General features: G+C 69.1%; 17 protein-coding genes, 1 tRNA gene and 3 pseudogenes. 9 read left to right on the top strand and 12 right to left on the bottom strand.

Going from position 1 to position 17,211, the window contains the following annotated elements; all coding sequences use genetic code 11:
• Positions 1–96: 96 nt before the first annotated feature.
• From ACWD5D_RS44065 to ACWD5D_RS44055, 3 genes and pseudogenes are all read left to right on the top strand, one after another.
• Positions 97–948 (top strand): annotated as a pseudogene (locus ACWD5D_RS44065) (hypothetical protein); the annotation flags it as partial.
• On the top strand, positions 945–1,634 hold the full coding sequence (locus tag ACWD5D_RS44060; RefSeq protein WP_351925822.1) for a YdcF family protein: 690 nt from the start codon (positions 945–947) through the stop codon (positions 1,632–1,634). The pseudogene ACWD5D_RS44065 and the gene ACWD5D_RS44060, both read left to right, overlap by 4 nt.
• Before the next feature lie 28 nt (positions 1,635–1,662).
• Positions 1,663–2,388 carry a WbqC family protein gene (locus ACWD5D_RS44055; protein WP_351925820.1) on the top strand — a complete coding sequence of 242 codons (726 nt, stop codon included), beginning with the start codon at positions 1,663–1,665 and terminating at the stop codon, positions 2,386–2,388.
• Between the two features lie 74 nt (positions 2,389–2,462).
• Here the strand turns inward: ACWD5D_RS44055 and ACWD5D_RS44050 are convergent, their stop codons facing one another.
• The 4 genes from ACWD5D_RS44050 to ACWD5D_RS44035 all read right to left on the bottom strand — a co-directional run bounded on the left by ACWD5D_RS44050 (position 2,463) and on the right by ACWD5D_RS44035 (position 7,358).
• Complete coding sequence (locus ACWD5D_RS44050; RefSeq protein WP_351925818.1) at positions 2,463–4,172, bottom strand: relaxase/mobilization nuclease domain-containing protein; 1,710 nt, start codon at positions 4,170–4,172, stop codon at positions 2,463–2,465.
• Complete coding sequence (mobC, locus tag ACWD5D_RS44045) at positions 4,172–4,813, bottom strand: plasmid mobilization relaxosome protein MobC (RefSeq protein ID WP_451378385.1); 642 nt, start codon at positions 4,811–4,813, stop codon at positions 4,172–4,174. The genes ACWD5D_RS44050 and mobC overlap by 1 nt, the downstream gene beginning before the upstream one ends.
• A gap of 141 nt (positions 4,814–4,954) precedes the next feature.
• Positions 4,955–5,863 carry a DUF2637 domain-containing protein gene (locus ACWD5D_RS44040; protein ID WP_351925814.1) on the bottom strand — a complete coding sequence of 303 codons (909 nt, stop codon included), beginning with the start codon at positions 5,861–5,863 and terminating at the stop codon, positions 4,955–4,957.
• Between the two features lie 205 nt (positions 5,864–6,068).
• Positions 6,069–7,358 (bottom strand): DUF3631 domain-containing protein, encoded by a 1,290-nt coding sequence (locus ACWD5D_RS44035; RefSeq protein ID WP_451378384.1) that lies wholly within the window; start codon positions 7,356–7,358, stop codon positions 6,069–6,071.
• A gap of 300 nt (positions 7,359–7,658) precedes the next feature.
• On the opposite strand from ACWD5D_RS44035, the gene ACWD5D_RS44030 reads away from it, so the two are divergent.
• From ACWD5D_RS44030 to ACWD5D_RS44020, 3 genes are all read left to right on the top strand, one after another.
• Complete coding sequence (locus ACWD5D_RS44030) at positions 7,659–8,177, top strand: helix-turn-helix transcriptional regulator (RefSeq protein WP_351925810.1); 519 nt, start codon at positions 7,659–7,661, stop codon at positions 8,175–8,177.
• Positions 8,178–8,305: 128 nt separating this feature from the next.
• The gene (locus ACWD5D_RS44025; protein ID WP_351925809.1) at positions 8,306–8,680 is read left to right on the top strand and encodes a helix-turn-helix domain-containing protein; all 375 of its coding nucleotides are present in this window, start codon (positions 8,306–8,308) and stop codon (positions 8,678–8,680) included.
• Between the two features lie 27 nt (positions 8,681–8,707).
• Positions 8,708–10,231, top strand: a complete 1,524-nt coding sequence (locus ACWD5D_RS44020) for a LacI family DNA-binding transcriptional regulator (RefSeq protein WP_351925807.1) — start codon at positions 8,708–8,710, stop codon at positions 10,229–10,231.
• A gap of 131 nt (positions 10,232–10,362) precedes the next feature.
• Here ACWD5D_RS44020 and ACWD5D_RS44015 read toward each other — a convergent pair.
• The 5 genes and pseudogenes from ACWD5D_RS44015 to ACWD5D_RS43995 form a co-directional block, all read right to left on the bottom strand.
• A pseudogene (locus ACWD5D_RS44015) lies at positions 10,363–10,819 on the bottom strand (Asp23/Gls24 family envelope stress response protein).
• A 600-nt stretch (positions 10,820–11,419) separates the two neighbouring features.
• Positions 11,420–11,692: a hypothetical protein gene (locus tag ACWD5D_RS44010; protein WP_351925805.1), complete on the bottom strand. Its 273-nt coding sequence runs from the start codon at positions 11,690–11,692 to the stop codon at positions 11,420–11,422.
• A gap of 83 nt (positions 11,693–11,775) precedes the next feature.
• Positions 11,776–12,036, bottom strand: a complete 261-nt coding sequence (locus tag ACWD5D_RS44005) for a hypothetical protein (RefSeq protein ID WP_351925803.1) — start codon at positions 12,034–12,036, stop codon at positions 11,776–11,778.
• 105 nt (positions 12,037–12,141) lie between these two features.
• A complete protein-coding gene (locus tag ACWD5D_RS44000; protein WP_351925801.1) occupies positions 12,142–12,366 on the bottom strand; it encodes a hypothetical protein in 225 nt (74 codons plus the stop codon).
• A gap of 4 nt (positions 12,367–12,370) precedes the next feature.
• Complete coding sequence (locus ACWD5D_RS43995) at positions 12,371–12,931, bottom strand: DUF5994 family protein (protein ID WP_351925799.1); 561 nt, start codon at positions 12,929–12,931, stop codon at positions 12,371–12,373.
• Positions 12,932–13,279: 348 nt separating this feature from the next.
• Between ACWD5D_RS43995 and ACWD5D_RS43990 the strand changes: the two genes are divergently transcribed.
• Positions 13,280–14,251: a magnesium transporter CorA family protein gene (locus ACWD5D_RS43990; RefSeq protein WP_351925797.1), complete on the top strand. Its 972-nt coding sequence runs from the start codon at positions 13,280–13,282 to the stop codon at positions 14,249–14,251.
• Between the two features lie 148 nt (positions 14,252–14,399).
• Here ACWD5D_RS43990 and ACWD5D_RS43985 read toward each other — a convergent pair.
• The 3 genes from ACWD5D_RS43985 to ACWD5D_RS43975 form a co-directional block, all read right to left on the bottom strand.
• Positions 14,400–14,473, bottom strand: a tRNA-Pro gene (locus tag ACWD5D_RS43985).
• A gap of 66 nt (positions 14,474–14,539) precedes the next feature.
• Positions 14,540–15,298, bottom strand: coding sequence for a Pr6Pr family membrane protein (locus ACWD5D_RS43980; RefSeq protein WP_451378383.1), 759 nt, complete (start codon positions 15,296–15,298; stop codon positions 14,540–14,542).
• Positions 15,299–15,542: 244 nt separating this feature from the next.
• The gene (locus ACWD5D_RS43975; protein ID WP_451378382.1) at positions 15,543–16,469 is read right to left on the bottom strand and encodes a metallophosphoesterase; all 927 of its coding nucleotides are present in this window, start codon (positions 16,467–16,469) and stop codon (positions 15,543–15,545) included.
• 111 nt (positions 16,470–16,580) lie between these two features.
• On the opposite strand from ACWD5D_RS43975, the gene ACWD5D_RS43970 reads away from it, so the two are divergent.
• Positions 16,581–17,048 carry a GatB/YqeY domain-containing protein gene (locus ACWD5D_RS43970; protein ID WP_451378381.1) on the top strand — a complete coding sequence of 156 codons (468 nt, stop codon included), beginning with the start codon at positions 16,581–16,583 and terminating at the stop codon, positions 17,046–17,048.
• Positions 17,049–17,134: 86 nt separating this feature from the next.
• Positions 17,135–17,211 (top strand): annotated as a pseudogene (locus ACWD5D_RS43965) (CE1759 family FMN reductase); the annotation flags it as partial.

The raw sequence follows: 17,211 nt of genomic DNA, 5'->3' as shown, positions 1-17,211 counted from the left end.
CCCGCAGCTACCTCCCCAAAGGCGGCATGGACTCGATCTACCCCACGACCGAAGATCCCCCCGACGCGGTTACACCACTACAGGGGACATGACCCGGACTCCGCTGCTCAGGCCCGCTTCGAGGCGCTGGTGTCTCCCGGACGGAAGAGCACGCGGCCGGCAGACCACGAAACGTGGACCGAGGACATCGACCGCGCTGTCGTCTGTGTCAGCCGCCAGAACTTCCCTTTCGCCTCGTCCCTGTTGAACCGCTGGCTGAGCCGCTACGACCCGCACGACCTCGACGACAAGGGGCTCTACCTCTACGGACGTTCCCTCGTCCTCCTCGGCGACCTCCAGCGCGATCAAGGCGCCATCCTGGGGCCGCTCTCCGCCCGGCACTCTTACCTGACCGCCCGTGGCATGTTCACCGAGCTGAACATCCCGCGTCGCGTCGCGCAGATCGAGCTGTCCCTCGCCGTCGTACAGGAAATGTCCGGCCAGCTCGATGCCTCTGCCCGCCAGTACGAACTCCTCTCGTTAGACGAGCGATTGAGCCCCCGCGACCGAGCCAGAGCTGGACTCTGGGTGGGTACGGCGCTGAGCAAGGAGGGCAACAACGAGTACGCCACCCGCGTGATGACTGCTGCCACCCGCGCCTTCGAGGATCTGGGTGAGCCGGAGGACTGGTCGGTCGCCCACCAGAAGCTGGCCCTGGCCCACCGCGGCGCCGGCGACCTGAAGCAGGCCCTGCACTGCATCGACATCGCACGCAGCACCGGGACGGTCGACTCCCCGATGCAGCGGGTGCGGTTGGACACCGCCCACGGGCACATCCTTCTGTCGGACGCGGCGACCCGGAATGATGGGCTGTCCGTCCTCGACCAAGCGGCACAGGTGGCTCGCCAGTATGGGCTGAGCCACCAGTTCCGCAGCATCGAGGGCATCCGAAAGGGTCAGCAGGGATGAGCCAGGGAGTGCCAGTGCCGGAGCACGAGCAGCGCCAGATCACCGACGAGCAGTTCCACGACGCGACACTGATCTGGAACTACCACCAGATGGGCCACGAGCAGCGGCCCTGCTCGGCGGCGATCGGTCTCGGCAGCCACGACCTCGGTGTGGCCACCGCGGCCGCCGATCTGTACCGTGCTGGTCTCTTCTCCGTCCTGGTTTTCAGCGGCGGCAACAGCCCCACCACCCGTGCCCGCTTCCCTCGCGGCGAGGCCGTCCACTATCGCGAGCACGCCCTGGGCCTGGGCGTGCCGGACGAGGCGATCCTGGTCGAGTCGAAGGCGGCCAACACCGGCCAGAACATCACCTTCTCCCGCGAGCTGCTCGCCGAGGCCGGGGTGGAGATCGAGTCGCTGCTCCTCATCTCCAAGCCGTACATGGAGCGCCGCTCCTATGCGACCTGCCGCAAACTGTGGCCCGAGGCCGAGGTCGTCTGCGCCTCCGAACCGCTGGAGCTGGACGACTACATCAAGTCCATCGGCGACGAGAAGCTCGTCGTCGACATGCTCGTCGGCGACCTGCAACGGGTGATCGAGTACCCAAAGCTTGGTTTTGCCATCGAGCAGGAAGTACCGGGGGATGTCTATGACGCTTACGAGCGACTCCTGGGCGCCGGCTTCGACAGCCGCCTCATCAGCACCTGAGCCACCCCGCGTCAGCCCGCCGAGCGGGATGTGCGCGATCCATCAACCGAACCTGTTCCCACGGCTGTCCACTCTGGCGAAGCTCTTCGCCGCCGACCGCTGGATCGTCCTCGACGACGTGCAGTTCGCCCGGCGCGACTACCAGCACCGAGCACGTCTCGCCGCCTTGGGCGATCCCGGTCGGCAGCAGTGGCTCACACTGCCGACACATCTTCCCCATGGACGTCCGACACTGATCAACCAGGCTCGGCTCGTTGATCCCGGCCACTCGCGCCGCACGGTCGAGCTGCTTGTGCGCCAGTACTACGGGCGCAGCTCCCACTGGGGTGCCGTGTCCGAGGTCCTGGACGCGGTTGTGTACGCGCTTGCCACCACAGACTGTGTGGCCAGCATCGCGAGAGCATCGACGGTTGCCATGCTCGGCGTCCTTGGCTGGGCAGGGGAAGTGTTGGACAGCAGTGGGATCCCGGCTCGCCAAAGCCGGTCCGAGCGTCTTGCCGACCTTGCCATGGCCACCGGCAGTACCCACTATCTGTGCGGCACCGGCGGTCTGCGCTACCTCGACCCCGATCCCTTCAATACCCACGGCATCCCCGTACTGCCCTTCCACACCCCTGCGGATACCGGCGACCCGCTCTGGCAGTGGGCCCGGCGGTCCAGCAGCCTCTGGGTCCTGAGCGAGATCGGCCCCGGGGCACTGGCGAACCACTTGGCTGCCCAGCGAGAAAATCACCGCCTTGGATTCGCGTCGTGACCGTGCCAGATACTTCGGACGCGGCACAAGAAGCGTTGGAACTGGTCACTCCCGAGCTGTCCGCCCCGGCCTGATCAGCGCCGCCGAGCTTGGGTCGGTTGCAGGGTGGCTGGGGAAGCCGCCGTTGTCGCATGCAGTGGTGGCACGCCGGGGCGCCACGCTGCACTGCGGGCCTGCGCTGCACGGGCGCGTGCGCTGGGCGCCGGCCTTGCGCTGAGACGCTGGACACGCCAGGTCAGGACCCGTGCTGGGTGGCGAGCATCGTCCAGAGCTCGCTGATCGGCGGCTTGCTGGAGGAGTTGCTCGGGGTCGTGTCCTGCGGCCTCGGCCTCGGCGAGTGTGGCAGCGAGGGCGTCGAAGGCCCCGTCCTCCATCACCTGCGCCGCGTGTTCGGGCACGGACCGTCGGATGACGTGGATGTGCCGCTCGACCATCTGCTGCGGCGGTCGGCGCTGGGCCAGGGCGGTCAGGGGCGCGGCAGCCACCTGGGCGTAAGCCGCCTGGAGGTAGATCACGGCCTGATGGGCGGCAGCGACTTGCTGGTCGTGGTGGCGGAGCTCGTGCCAGCGAGCGGCGGCGATGATGGCGAGGATCGCGGCGTCGAGGAACATCGCCAGGGCAGCTCCGTCCCTGGGGGCAGTCTCGCGGAGCATGGCCCGCACGGCACCGCGCAGGGCACGGGCATGGTGGTGATCGGCTCGGATGCGGGACCGGGTGGCGCGCTCGAACGTGGTCGCTGCCTCACGGAGTTGGGATCGAACGGGCTGGGGCGCGATGAGAGGTAGGGCGTCGAGGGCTTCGCCGAATGCGGCGAGGTGACCTTGGGCGGCTTCATCGTCGGCATGGTCGAGGCGGTGGGGGATGCGTTCGGCGGCTGCGGTGGCCTGGTGCCAGGGGTTGGGCCTGCGTCGGCCCGGCTGCTCGGCGGGCTGTGGGTCGATGGCTTCGAGTCGCTCGCGGATCTTGGGGAAGGACAGGTCCGGGGCGAGTTCGGAGCCCGAGAACCAGACGGGCTCGTTGCTGGCGGTGGTTGTGTCTTCGCAGGCGACCTTGTAGCCGCGTACGTCTCCGGAGGGGAAGTACACGACTTCGGCGAGTACTCCGTCGACGTGGCTGAGCAGGTGTACGAACTCCTCGGCGCTGGTGGCGGCGGCTACTGCGGTGCGGACGGTGGAGCGCAGGCGTTCGCGAGCGGGCTTGTGCTGGCCTTGGCGGTGGGCCTTTTCCTGCTCGGCGCGGGTCGGGCGCTTCGCGGCGGTGCGGTCACCGCGTACGACTTGCCGCAGGCCGTATTCCTCCTCGATCGCGGCGAGTTCGCGGTCGGCGGTGAGGTAGTCGTTCCAGTGGCGCGCGATGCGCAGGTCGCCGCGGACTTTGGTGGCCGCGATGTGGATGTGGTCGGGGGCGTGGCGGACGGCGACCCAGCGGCAGCCGTCTGGGTCGCCGTCCGGCGCGATGCCGGTGGCGGCGACGACCCGGCGGGCGATGTCGGCCCACTCCTCGTCGCTGAGGATGCGGTCTTCGGGCGCGGCGCGTACCGAGCAGTGCCACACGTGCCGCTCGGGGGCGCGGCCGAGCCGTGTGGCCTGCTTGACGTGCAGGTCCAGGTCCGCCACCAAGAGGTTCCTCGTGGCGTCGACGTCCTCGGAACGGCCTGGGTCGGGTGCGAAGCCATCCCAGGAGGCGACCAGATGTGGGTCTGTGTGGTCCTTGGCCCTCTTCGTGTCGAACAGGTACCGGATGAGGCCGGCGGTTTCCTTGCCGCTACGGATATTCGCGATCATCAGGCTGCCTTCTTGGCGGCTGCCTGGTTTGTGGTTGCCGCGATGTGGCGGACGGTGGTGCCGACCACGTCCAGGGTGCGTTCGGCCTGGCTCAGGAGGGCGGTGTCCCCAGGGTGTGAATGGCCACCGGAGTTGAGCTTCTTGGCGATCTGGTTGATGTTGTGGCCGATCTTGGCGACCTGGCTGCGGAGGGCGGTCAGCTCGTCGATGTAGTCGTCGAGCGGGGTGCGCTGGCCGGGCACGGTGAGGTCGCCGTGGAGGTGGGCCATGACGACGGCGCCGACGTAGTGGGCGCCGGCGATGTTCAGCGACCTGGCCATGCGGAGGATGTCGGCCTTCTCGTCGACGCTGTAGCGCACGTCGACACGCTCCTTGCGCTGGGTGTCTTTGCGCTGGCGGCGTCGGGCGACGCGGTGCAGCGCGGCGGCGTCGGCGGCTCGCGGCAGCGGAACTGTGGCGGTGTCGACGGGCTGTTCCTCCTCGGGCACCCCCTGGTCCCCGAGGGCCTCCGCCACCCCTGGGGCGGAGGCTGCTTCGTTGGACCGGCCCTTGGACGGTCCAGCGGCATACCTTGCTGGCTGGGTGGCGGTGGTCGTCATCGCCTTTTGGGTGGTGGGGAGTCCGTCGTGCGGGTCGTGCATGAGGAGGTTCTCCGTAGAGCGTTCGTGATGCGGGGCGATGTCGGGTGGACTCGTTGCGGGCCGATCACCCGTCCCCGCGCTGACCTGTGCGGGGACGGGTGGTGCGAGTCGAGAGGGGGGCGACGTGAGCGGGCGTAGGACTCAGAAAGCGCCAGCGGCAGCCTGGTCGAGTTCGGTCTGCCTCTGAGTGATGGCCTCGTCGAGTTCGGCCTGCAGGGCGTCCTTGACCGTTTCCGCGTCAGCCCGGCTGATGGAAAGGCCCTCGCCACGGATTGCCTCCTCGATGTGGCGGCGGGAGGCGCGGCCACCGCGTCCTAGTGGCGCGGTGCGGGCTATGGCGAGGAGGTCGCCGGACACAGCGCGAGGCTTCTGGGCTTCCGGCTCGGCAGAAGGCTGTGGGAGCTCCGGCGCGTTGGCGGCACCCTGCGCCGCGTCGGCGGAAACCCGAGCCACGTCGATGTGACCGTCTGCCACTTCAAGAGCGAGTGGGTCCGGGCGATCGGGGTCCTCTTCGGCGGGGGCGGCGAGCTGGGCGCCATCGGTGCCGTTGTGGCTGTGGGTGGCAGGGGTGTGGCGTACGGCGGCGCCCACTTCCTGGGCGCCAGGCGTGGGATGGCGGCGGATCACGATGTAGAGGTGGACGGCGCCGGCCAGAGCGAGCGGGGCGATGGCGGACAGGACGCCGACGGTGATGTCGTCCAGGTGCAGTCCGTCCGGGCGGGTTTGTTGGTTGAGACGGACGGCGTGCAGGGCGTTGGCCCAGATACTCGTGGCGGTGGCCAGTCCGACGAGCGCCCATACGTACAGGCGTGAGCGCAGCGGGGCGGTGCGCAGGATGAGCAGGGTGCCGACGCCGATGGCGATGAACCCGTCGATCACGAGCGGGAAGACATAGGTGAGCATTCCGCGGATGTGGATGGCGACGGCCATCTGACGCAGGGCGTCGTAGGAGAGGGCGAAACCGATGGCACCGAGCAGGACGATGCCGAAGCGGATCGCGGCGCTGCCCGGTAGGGCGGAGGGTGCGGTGACGGTGGTGCGAGGAGTCAAGAGGAAGCACTCCAGTTGGTGTTGGGCGGCGCTCACTGGCGCAGGAGGAAGGGGCCGCTGTGAGGTGCGGTGACTCGTACCACCCGTTGCGTGCCTGGTCAGGGCAGGTACGAGAGACATGACGATGTCGGGTTGACCCGTTGCGGGCCGATCACCCGTCCCTGCGCTGACCTGCGCGGGGACGGGTGTGACGGGTCGAGCCGGGTCAGGCTGCGGTGCCGGTGCCGGTGCCGGTGCCGGTGCCGGTGCCTGCGCCCTCGCCGGGCTCGGCTGGATTCGCCGTTTCGGCCGTTGGTGCGGGGCAGTAGCGAGCCCATGCGTCGAGGAACTGGTTTCGGGCGTAGCCCTTGGCCTGGCCGCCGCCGGGGAAACGGCGATTGCCCGGGCGGATGCCGTAGTCCTCCAGCAGAATCCCGAGTCGGCGCGAGGTCAGCCCGGTAGAGCCGTACTCGGCCCATGGCGCTTCCTCGTCGTTGTTGAGCTCTTCGAGCAGACGGCTCGTGCGCAGCGCGGCGGGGTTGCGCTCGGCGGTGAAGACCCGGCGGATGTCGATCAGGATGCGGGTGCGTAGCCCTGTGTCCGCGTCCTTGCCCGACTCGTGGGCGGTCATCACCCGGCAGGCCGTTCGGGCCAGCGGGGGCCAGTCGCCTCCCGCGAGGTCGGCGACGATCACCAGGGGCTCCCAGGTGTCGGCGGCGCGGTCCTCGACCGGCATGCCCGGCTCGGCGTCCATCGCCTCGGTGCGCCGGGGCTGGAGCCAGGCGGTAAGGCGGTCGCGTACGGCGTGCAGGGCGGGGGTGTCCCGCCCTGTGCGGAACGCCGCGACGGTCTCGCCCGGTGCCCGGCGGCGCATCCGGATGACCACCGACCGGTCCATGATCGTGTCGGGGAGGTCACCGATGCCCGCCAGGGCGGCCATGGCGAAGGTCGGGAAGGCGACCGGTGTGTGTTCAGGGCCGGTGACACGCAAGGTGGGCCGGTTGCGCTGGTGGCCGGCGTTCAGCAGGCCGCGCAGGTCCTCGTTGCGCTCAGCCGACTTGGCGGTGCCGAACAGCGTGTCGGCCTCGTCGACCAGGAGCGTGGGCGGATCCTCGGCGGTGATCGAGCGGAAGATCGCCGCAGGGCTGGCGTTGACCGTGATCAGCGGTGCGTGCACGGTCTCGGTCACCACGTCGAGCAGCCGCGACTTGCCGCACCGCTTGGCCGGACCGACCACTGCCAGGCGCGGCGCGTGCTGCCACGCGGGCTGCAGATGGGTGGCCGCCACCCACAGGGTTACTGCGGTGAGGGCCTCGTCGCTCGGCATCACGACGAACTGCTTGATCCGGGCCCGCAGGTCATCCAGTATCTGAGCCCCCTCGAACGCAGGCACGACTTTGGGTTCGTCGTGGCGGGCTGCGTCTGCGGGTGGCGCGGTGTGAGTCGGCTGGCCGGTTGCGTCGGCCGGTGTGCCGTCGGCCTGGAGGGATGGCGTATTCGGCTGGGGTTCGGTCATACTGGGCATCAGCTCCTCTGCTCGCGGGCCATATGGGACGGCAATCCCGGCCACGCGGGTCGATCGCTAGGGATGGCGGTTGAGAGGTTTGCGCTTGGCCCCCGGTGACAGCCGGGGGCTTTTTGCATGTGGCGCTACATGGGGTGGGGCGCGGGGACTCCTCGGGCTGGAGGGGGCGGGGCTACCAGCATGCCACATGAATTGCCGATTGCAGAAGTGCTCTGCATCTCGCAGAAGGATGTTACTGTGTATGGGTCGCTGCATACGGCAGTGACTTGCTACGAATGGAAGGAGGTGGCCGTGGCGGACGAAGACGCCCCGCAGGGCGTGCTGCTCAGCGGCGAGGCGAACGTCGCGGTGCGCATCAAGCTCGAGCGCGAGGCGCGCGGCTGGAGCACCAACGCTCTGTCCGACCGCCTGAACGACGCCGGCTTCGACATGAACCCGTCGGCGGTCTGGCGCATCGAGAACGGCAAGCGCCGCATCAACCTCGACGAGGCCATCGGCTTCGCCGAGGTCTTCGGCATCGACCTGCGCAACCTCGTCGGCCCCCCGCAGCTCGCCGCTCAGGCCCGCGCGATGGAACTCATCGACGCCGTCGTGGACGCGTACCGCGAGACCCAGCGCGCCAACGCCGCCTTCACCCAGGCACGTGACGCCCTGGACGTGTACCTCGCCGAACACCCCGACATCCGCGAGGAAGCGGACGTGATGGTCTCCAACGCCATGGCCGAGGCAGCTGCCAAGCACCTGCTGGAGTCGTACGGACCGTCGTCCGCCGAGCAGCACGAGGACACCAGCTCCTCAGGCGAGGCGTAGCCACCGGCCTTCATTCACTCCCGTCCTGGGCCCGCAAACCCCCAGCACGGACACCTCACCTCATCCCTAGCGATCGACCGGCGGGCCGGTGTTGCCGCACCCACGCCCGCCAGAAGAGGACTCACCCCTTGCGCCAATCCGCGATACTCCCTGCCCCCGCGCCGACTCCGCACTCGGAGGCCACTCCCCCGCGCCTGTACGTCCCGGAGGAGGTCGCCGCCGTCCTCGGCTGCTCTGCCTGGTGGGTCAAGGACCGCGCCCGGCGACGCCTCATCCCGTTCACCCGCGTCGGCCGCGCCTACCGCTTCACCGGCGAGCACCTCGCGGAGATCATCCGCATGCACGAGGCCCGACCTACCTCCCCGCGGCAGCATCCAGCCCCTGCTCCCGCCCGCAAGCCGCCAACTCTCAAGCCCTCCCAGCCGTCTGCCGTGCCCACGGCCCGCCTGCGCGCCCGGCCACCACGCCGAGCACGCCAGAGCCAGTTCGGTACCGCCGCTTAGGTCGACGACGAGGAAGGGGAGGAACACATGGGTTTCGCGGAGAAGCGCGGAAACTACTGGCGCGGCCGATACAAGACCGCGCCCGGCAAGCACCTCACGGTCGTCGACGAGACCGGCAAGGCGATCAGGTTCGCCACCAAGGGCGAGGCCCAGCGCGCCGCGAGCGAGGCCGAGAACAAGTACCGGCGCGGCGACTGGCGCGACCCGGCGCTCGGCCAGGAGACCTTCGGCGAGTACGCCAACCGCTGGTACGAGGGCCAGGACCTGGCCGCCTCGACCATGCAGAACTACAAGCGCCACATCGAGGAGCACCTGCTCCCCGAGTTCGAGGACAAGGCGCTCGCCGGCATCCTGCGCACGGACGTCGACCTCTGGGAGAAGAAGGAGAAGAGCGCCTACGCGGCCTCCAGCGTCAAGACCTGGCGCTCGACGCTCCACCTGATCTTCGAGGACGCGATTGACGAGGGCCTGATCACGTCAAACCCGGCCGCCAGGCGGCGCGGACGCGGCAAGCGCGCCGGCCGCTCCCGCGACCGTGGTCCGGAGAAGGTCGTCACCGACGCGCTCGGCATCCTGCTGACCGCCGAGAGGGCCGCCCTGCTCTCTGGCCGCGACGACGAGTTCGTCGCCGTGGTGCTGAAGGGGTACACCGGCATGCGCTGGGGCGAAATCGTCGGCCTTGAGACCGAGTTCGCCCGACCCGGGGTCGTCCGTGTCGAATGGCAGCTGTACGAACTCGACACGGGCGAGCTGGTGCGCTGTCCGCCCAAGGACGACAGCTACCGCACCCTCGACGCCCCGAACTGGCTGTCGGCGCTCCTGACCGACCACGTCGCCCGCACGAAGCCGACCCCGTGCCCGTGTCATGGCCGGATCTACGTCTTCCGCGGACAGGGCGCGGCTCGTACCGGTGGCCACCAGGGCGCGAAGCTCATCGACGTCACCCGTCGCGCCGACGTATCGGCGGGCACTGTCTCCAACGTCCTGAACCACCCTGACCGCGTCACCGAATCCACCCGCACCAAGGTGGAGCGGGCCATCGCGGACCTCGGATTCGTGCGAGGCGGCGCGGTGTCGGGCCACGCCGCCCACTGGCGCAGGAACGGCTTCGCCACCTGGCTGTTCACGCCGGCGGTCTCCGGCTGGTACCCGAAGAAGGCGCCGCAGGAGGCCCGGCCGGTGCCCTTGCTCGGCGATCCTTGGCCCGGTGTCCCGGCACGGGGGCGGGGTGCCAGCGTACGGGCCGATGCCTGCTGGCTTCCGATAGCCAAGGGACTCACACCCCACGGCCTTCGCCACACCCACCGGACGATGATGGAGGACCTCGGCACCGAGAAGGTCCTCATGGACGAACGCATGGGCCACATCGACGGCTCGGTCTCGGCGCGCTACGCCCACGTCACCCCCGGCATGCGCAACCGGCTCGTGATCGGGCTGACCGAGCAGTGGGAGACGGCGCTCGAAGCCCGCCTGGCGATGAGTCCCACGTCATCAGTGCGCGTACTCAGCCATCTCCTGCGCGCATTCAGCGAGTCGCGTCTGCCTGTATAGCCCCAGCGATGAGTGCTGGTGTGTCCCTGGCGGTCACCGCCAGGGACACACCCGTCTTTCCTGCCGCCTTGCCGGGCAGCGTCAACCCGGTGCGGTCAGCTCACCCGTGCGGTTACGGCGATTGCCGGCGGTTACTCGAGCTGCCGCTCTGGTTGTTCCTCGTCCTCGTCGGGCAAATGCACATCGCCGACCGCGATGTTGAGATGGCAGCGATCACGTTCTCTCTGACATCGCCCGCGACATCGATGATGGAGACGCCGTACTCGACGACGATCTCCAGATCGACCGCGGTCTGCACCTCGCCGACCTCGACCTTCACCCCGCTGGTGACGGACTTCCCACTGGCACCGGGCATACGTTCACGCATCGCCCCCATGCCACGGGCGAACCCACCGCCCATCGAATGGACTCCGGCACGTCCCGGGCGGCCATCCCGGCAATCTTCGCCACCACACCGTCGGCGATCGTGGTACGGCCACGCCACCCTGGATCGCTTCCGTGCGGCGCCCCCACCCTCTTCCCGCTGCGCTCGCCCAATGACACCGCGCGAGGGGTCTCACGCCGGTTCGGCAGTCCGATATCCGCCATCTTCGGGCACCTCTTTTCCGAGGCGCAGGTGGTCTGTTGGGTCCCTTCCCCCACGCTAACGGCGAGCGCCCGACGTCGCTCAGGCGAGGGCATGTGAGCGCTGTCGGGCACTGCGCCAGGAGCCGGTGGTACCCCATGCAGAGGGTAGGTCGGGTGGCCGGTCGGACCGCCCTACCGGACGCGGGGCCCGCGGCTGCGCTCCATCCGCGTTCTCAGGAGGACAAGGTCGACGCCGAGCACAACCGCCACGATGAGCAGCAGAAGATAGAGCACCACGTCAGCCCCCGGCATCAGCGGCGGGTCAGTCGCTGTCCGTTGTCCACGTAGACGGCGCGCTGATCTCCCGGCCCTTCGGGTCAACGACGTCGCAGTTGCGTCACTCGCGGGGATCGGCCCAGCGGATCACGCCTTCTCCCCCGTGGCATGTGCCAGTGACGCAACGGCCCCGGCGTATACACACCGGGGCCGCCCTTCCGGGTCGTTGCACGTGAGAGTGCACCGGCCCACTCATCAGGGTATGCCCGGGAGGCCGTTTCAGTCATATGGGAGGATATGGCCGTCATGTGACCGGCTGGCGCCCTGAGGGCGGCCTGGGCCGTGTCAGTCACTGTCCTTCTCCTCGGTCTCCATGAGCTGGATCCCCTTGTGCAGCAGTGTGACCATCGCGGGTGTGTTTCCTCGCGCCCAGTCGACCTGGATCAGTCCCTCGGCCGCCAGGTACGTGCAGGCGGCGGCCAGGTCTTCCTCGGGCATGACGAGGCCCTCGCGCAGCTGCGCCCCAGTGAGGCCGAGAAGACGATTGCCTTCGATGGCCTCGTACAGGGTCTTCATGATCGCCTCGCGGTAGTGCTGCCGCTCGTGCAACGTCGCCATGGTCGCCTGCCTCTCGTGCCGGCGCTGACGGAAACCCGTACGTCTGGGGCGGTGTCCTCCTTCCCCGCTGAGGGGCATCCTCCTCAGATTTCGTCCGGCTGTGTGTGATCGTCCCGGGAGGACTGGCTGGTCAACAGCCAGGAGCGCACCGGCTCCGCCATGCACGTGGTGTCCACGGTGAGGTGGAGTCGTGTTCCGCCGTCGGTGCCTGCGGGGTAGCTGCGCGCTTCGGTGGCGGCGAAACAACGGCGGAGAGTCTCCGCGACATGGCGAGCCGTCTCCGGGTCCGCGGCGACGATACGAACCTCCGCGTGCCCGGCCGACGGCAGTTCCGGTGACTTCATGGTGACCCCTTACTCACTAAGGACGACGTGCATCAGGGGCGGCGCGCCGGTGGGTGTGACGGCCGTCGCCCCACCCCCACCCTGGCTGGAAGCAGGTCGGCGTCATCAGCGGCTCCCCTCTCGATGCTCACGGCGTGTGGCGTCGGCGGGAGGACCCTTCGGCACGGTGGCACGTGGGCTCTTACGGGGCCGCCGGCCGATTCCCGGGAGGGCGTCGCTGTAGCGGAACGCCCCGATTCCTCCGTCATGCTGCGCGTTGAGCCGGTGGATCAGGAACATTCCCGCGATGATCGCGAAGATGATCACGGCGACGGTGACGGCGGTCTCCACGTCCTCACCTCCTCGGGGCGGAACTCGAGATCCCGATCGCGGCTCCGGCCGCCGAAGCGGCTCCGCCGTCGGTCTCCCATTCCTCTTCCAGGATCCGAGCCTCTGTCGCGTCGTGGCTGATGGCCTCGTCGGCCATCAGACCGCTGGCGGTGCGGATACGTCCCGGATCGGTTGCTGCTGCCATCAGCCGGGCGGCGGCGGCCGGCTCCGTCTCCGGAGGGATCACCAGCAGGTCCAGGCGGCCCACCGTGTAGGAGAAGAGCATCACTTTGTTCGGGTCCTGCTCGTCGGCGAACCAGCCGACATGCACCGTGTGCCCCGTGACGGGGACCTTGCGCGGGATGACGGGCCAGTGGGCCGGGTTCACGGTGACGTGGGTGATCCGGCCCCAGCACGCGTCCAGCGCGTCCGTCAGAGTGGGGATCTCCCGGAAGAGATCATGGGAGCGGGGCCACCAGGCACCGTCCAGAAGACCTGGAACCGAGCCGGTCGGGGTCAGGGACAGCCGGGCCGGCGCCGAAGGCAGGCGCTCTTTGATGATCGTAGGTTCGATGGTCGCGGTCATGACGCGGACCTGTCCCCGAGCCTCCTCTCGGAGGCCGGTGTTGCTGCTCGCCGGGAACGACACCGACATGGCGGCCGTTGTGCGAAATACTCCCGGTGCTTTCACTCTACGCCGCTCCGAGGCTCCGGAGCGTGCGCATGAGCAGGCATTTCACCGAGAGACAACGAGTCCGGAACCGTCGGCGAGCGCAGCCGGTGCGGCGGCGCACGACTTACGGTGAGAGGACGAGGTTCCGTGTTCGGCGGCGACTCCGAATCCCGCAGACAGGCGATCAAGGCGGTGCCGCCCGTCGGGGTGGATGTCCGGTAGTGGTGTCCGCTGATGTTCCGCTGGTGCGGGGTGCGCGACATGGCCCGTACTCGGCTGTACCGCGACGGCTCCCTGGTCGAGGAGGACTTCCCGGTCCGGGACATCTCCCGGCATCTGGTGGACCGGTCTTCGACCGTTTGGTTGGACCTGTACCGCCCGGACCGCGCCGAGTTCACGGCGGTCGGCAAGGAACTCGGTCTCCACGAGCTAGCTCTCGAGAACGCGCTGCACGAGAGACAGCGGGCGAAACTCGACAACTACCGCACCCATCACTTCCTCAGTGTCTACGCGGTCGCCGTCGATCCGGACGGCGCAGGACTGACGATGAGCGAGCTCGCGGTCATCCTCACGCCGCGGGCGCTGCTCACCGTCTGCAAGGACCCCACGTTCGCCGTCGACGATCTGGTCGCCCGCTGGGACTGTACCCCGGCTCTGGCAGCACACGGGGTCGCCTTTCTGCTCCACGGCCTGCTCGACCATGTCGTCGACGGGCACTTCGCCGCGGTGCAGCAACTCGACGAACGTATCGAGGAACTGGACGCTCTGCTCTTCGTCGAAGGCGGCCGACAGATCCAGACCGTACAGCGCCAGTCCTACGCCCTGGGGAAATCACTGGTCCGGCTCCGTCGCGTGGTACTGCCCATGCGAGAGGTCGTCAACGCCCTCATGCGCCCCGACCTCGACGTCGTCGACGGCCCCTTGCTGCCGTACTACCGAGATGTGTACGACCACGTGCTGCGTGCCGGCGAGTGGACGGAATCGCTGCGCGACCTGGTGGCCTCGGTGATGGAGACCAACTTGTCGGTGCAGGCGAACCGGATGAACCTGATCATGAAGAAGGTGACGAGCTGGGCTGCGATCATCGCCGTGCCCACGGCGATCACTGGCTTCTACGGACAGAACCTTCCCTACCCCGGCTTCGGACACCAGTCGGGATTCATCGTTTCCAGCGCCGTCATCGTCGTCTCTCTGACGCTGTACTTCGCCTTCAAGCATGGGGACTGGATCTGACCACACGCTCCCGCGTGCTCGTCGACAGACGGGCCCTGGGAGCCGGTTTCTTGAAGGCGGCTCCCAAATGGCTCCCAAAACGGGGCCGTACAGCAAATCAGGCCCGGCGCTGATCTCTCAGCACCGGGCCTGACCTGGTGTTTCTCTGTCGGGGTGGCGGGATTTGAACCCACGACCTCTTCGTCCCGAACGAAGCGCGCTGCCAAGCTGCGCTACACCCCGATGTCGCTGCTTGTCGCGGCGACGACGTTTACTTTAGCCCACTGGGGGCTGGAGACGAAATCCGATTCAGACGCGGCGGCGGGTCGGGGTCGGGCGGGTGTGGTCCAGAGCTGTCAGGAGGAGTCCCACGCCGTAGAACGCGAGGCCCAGGAGGAGAGCGTTCGCGAGGGTGTGGCGGTAGCCGTGGGCGGCGACGTCGAGGAAGGGGTAGAGGTAGCGGCCCGGTGCGGAGGCGGGGAGGACGGTGGCCCGCACGAGGTAGAAGACCAGGTAGGCCAGGGGGTAGAGGAGCCAGGAAGCGGCCATGCGCAGACGCAGGCGGGCCGCGGGGGTCAGGAGGAGCCAGTCCAGGAGGGCCGCCGTGGGAACCACCACGTGGAGGACCTGGAGGGCTGTCCACTGGCCGTGCCAGCGCACGGGCGGCGCGGTCGCGCCCGTCATGGAGAACGGGGGTGTCGTGTGGGCCAGGAGCAGGTGGTAGACCAGCGCCGCGATCACGACGTAGAGGAGTGCGGCTCCTGTCACGGCGGGGGGTAGCGTGCGGCGGGCCCGCCAGGCCCTGGAGGCCGAGAGGAGCATGACGACGGCCAGGATCAGGGTGGCCTGGACGCCGAAGTAGCTCAGGGTGCGGGCGGGGCTTCCGAGGAGGAGTTCCAGGGCGACGCCCGCGAACGCCGCCATCGCGGTCAGGAGGCGGAACACCGCGACCGCGGGGCGGTGGATCGGCGCCACCACCGCCGTGACCGGGACGTCGGAGGGCATCAGCACGGGCGGGGCCGGGACCGCGGGCAGGTCCGGGATGTCCCTGGGTATCGGTGCCGTCATGCCCTCACGCTAAGCAGAGGGGACGTATGGGGCCATGTGGGGCACTCCAGGTGGGTGAATGTCCCACGTCGGGTGTTCACGGGGCGCCCCGTTGCCTCGGCCCGCTACCTCGTCGCGCTGCCTGGGCCCGCTACCTCGGCTCTGCTCCCGCTCCGGCAATACACGTACCCGTACCCGTGCAATACCCGCACCCGACCCTTAGGAGGGCTCCGTCCGCCGGCTCCGCCGCCCGAGTGCCCGCTCCCTACTCCCGCCCCACCAGCGTCAGCAGCGTCGCCTCCGGCGGGCACGCGAAGCGAACCGGGGTGTAGCGGTTGGTCCCGCAGCCGGCCGAGACGTGGAGGTAGGCGGTGCGGCCCTCGGCGGTGTGCGTGGAGAGGCCCTTCACGCGGTCCGTGTCGAGGTCGCAGTTGGTGACCAGGGCGCCGTAGAAGGGGATGCAGAGCTGGCCGCCGTGGGTGTGGCCGGCGAGGACCAGGGGGTAGTCGTCGGCCGTGAAGGCGTCGAGGACGCGCAGGTAGGGGGCGTGGACGACGCCCATCGAGAAGTCGTAGGTGCCGGACGGGCCCCCGGCGACCCGGGCGTAGCGGTCGCGCTTGATGTGAGGGTCGTCCAGGCCGGTGAGCTCGATGGAGACGCCCTCGACCTTCAGGACGCCCCGGGTGTTCGTCAGGTTCAGCCAGCCCGCCGAGTCGAAGCCGTCCCTGAGGTCCTCCCAGGGGTTGTGGATCGCGCCGACCACCGGCGCGTTGCCGTTCAGGCCGTGGCGGCCGCTGACCTTCTCCAGCAAGTAGCGGGCGGGGTTGCGGGGTTTGGGGCCGTAGTAGTCGTTGGAGCCGAAGACGTAGGCGCCCGGGAACTCCATCAGCGGGCCGAGCGAGTCGAGGACCTCGGGGACGCCCTCGGGGTCCGACAGGTTGTCGCCGGTGTTGATCACGAAGTCGGGGCGCAGGCCCGCCAGCGACTGCAGCCAGCGCTGCTTCTTGCGCTGGCCGCCGACCATGTGGATGTCGGAGACCTGGAGCACGCGCAGCGGGCGCATGCCCGGCGGAAGGACCGGGACCGTCACTCGGCGGAGGCGGAACGAGCGGGCTTCGAAGCCCGCCGCGTACGCCACTCCGGCGGCGCCTGCCGCCATGATCCCCAGGGGTACTCCGTATCGCGCGCGCATACGACCATCGTGTCAGACCCCGCGACGTGTCAGACCCCGCGACCGTCCCAGAGACCGGCCGCCCGTAAATCAGCGGGCGTTCGGGCTCGGACACCTGCGACAATCGACGGCATGACCACCACGCTCAAGTCGAAGCTGCAGCACGACCTCAACGCCGCCATCAAGGAGCGCGACGAGCTGCGCTCGTCGACGCTCCGGCTGACGCTCGCCGCGATCACCAAGGAAGAGGTCGCGGGCAAGGAGAAGCGGGAGCTCTCCGACGACGAGGTGCAGAAGGTGATCACTCGCGAGGCGAAGAAGCGCCGCGAGGCTGCCGACGCCTTCGCGCAGGGTGGTCGTGCCGAGTCGGCCGAGCGGGAGAAGGCGGAGGGTGAGGTTCTCGCCGCGTACCTGCCCAAGCAGCTGTCCGACGACGAGCTGAACGCGATCGTCGCCCAGGCCGTCGGGGAGGCGAAGGCGACCGGTGCGGAGGGTCCGCGGGCCATGGGCGCCGTGATGAAGATCGTGAACCCGAAGGTGGCAGGCCTGGCCGAGGGCGGCCGTGTCGCCGCCGCCGTGAAGAAACTCCTCCAGGGCTGAGCGGGAACGGCGGCGCAGCGGAACGGCGGCGCAGCGGAACGGCGGCGCAGCGGAACGGCGGCGGGGCCGCACCCTGGTGAGGGGACGCGCTGCGTCCGCTCTTCACGTACCTGCGGGCCGTGGTCGTCCCCACCGCGGTGTACGCCGCCTCGGAGGACTGGGG

The organism is Streptomyces sp. NPDC002520 (assembly GCF_053595235.1).
Note: the sequence above shows the minus strand (reverse complement) of the source record. Positions and strands in the feature narration are given on the sequence as shown.

Coding starts and splice junctions, on each gene's coding strand:
- ACWD5D_RS44055 (WP_351925820.1), top strand. CDS start 1,663: ATGTGCGCGATCCATCAACCGAACCTGTTCCCACGGCTGTCCACTCTG.
- ACWD5D_RS44035 (WP_451378384.1), bottom strand. CDS start 7,358: ATGACCGAACCCCAGCCGAATACGCCATCCCTCCAGGCCGACGGCACA.
- ACWD5D_RS43980 (WP_451378383.1), bottom strand. CDS start 15,298: ATGACGGCACCGATACCCAGGGACATCCCGGACCTGCCCGCGGTCCCG.
- ACWD5D_RS43995 (WP_351925799.1), bottom strand. CDS start 12,931: ATGACCGCGACCATCGAACCTACGATCATCAAAGAGCGCCTGCCTTCG.
- ACWD5D_RS44050 (WP_351925818.1), bottom strand. CDS start 4,172: ATGATCGCGAATATCCGTAGCGGCAAGGAAACCGCCGGCCTCATCCGG.
- ACWD5D_RS43990 (WP_351925797.1), top strand. CDS start 13,280: ATGGCCCGTACTCGGCTGTACCGCGACGGCTCCCTGGTCGAGGAGGAC.
- ACWD5D_RS44010 (WP_351925805.1), bottom strand. CDS start 11,692: ATGGCGACGTTGCACGAGCGGCAGCACTACCGCGAGGCGATCATGAAG.
- mobC (WP_451378385.1), bottom strand. CDS start 4,813: ATGCACGACCCGCACGACGGACTCCCCACCACCCAAAAGGCGATGACG.
- ACWD5D_RS44005 (WP_351925803.1), bottom strand. CDS start 12,036: ATGAAGTCACCGGAACTGCCGTCGGCCGGGCACGCGGAGGTTCGTATC.
- ACWD5D_RS44060 (WP_351925822.1), top strand. CDS start 945: ATGAGCCAGGGAGTGCCAGTGCCGGAGCACGAGCAGCGCCAGATCACC.
- ACWD5D_RS43975 (WP_451378382.1), bottom strand. CDS start 16,469: ATGCGCGCGCGATACGGAGTACCCCTGGGGATCATGGCGGCAGGCGCC.
- ACWD5D_RS43970 (WP_451378381.1), top strand. CDS start 16,581: ATGACCACCACGCTCAAGTCGAAGCTGCAGCACGACCTCAACGCCGCC.
- ACWD5D_RS44020 (WP_351925807.1), top strand. CDS start 8,708: ATGGGTTTCGCGGAGAAGCGCGGAAACTACTGGCGCGGCCGATACAAG.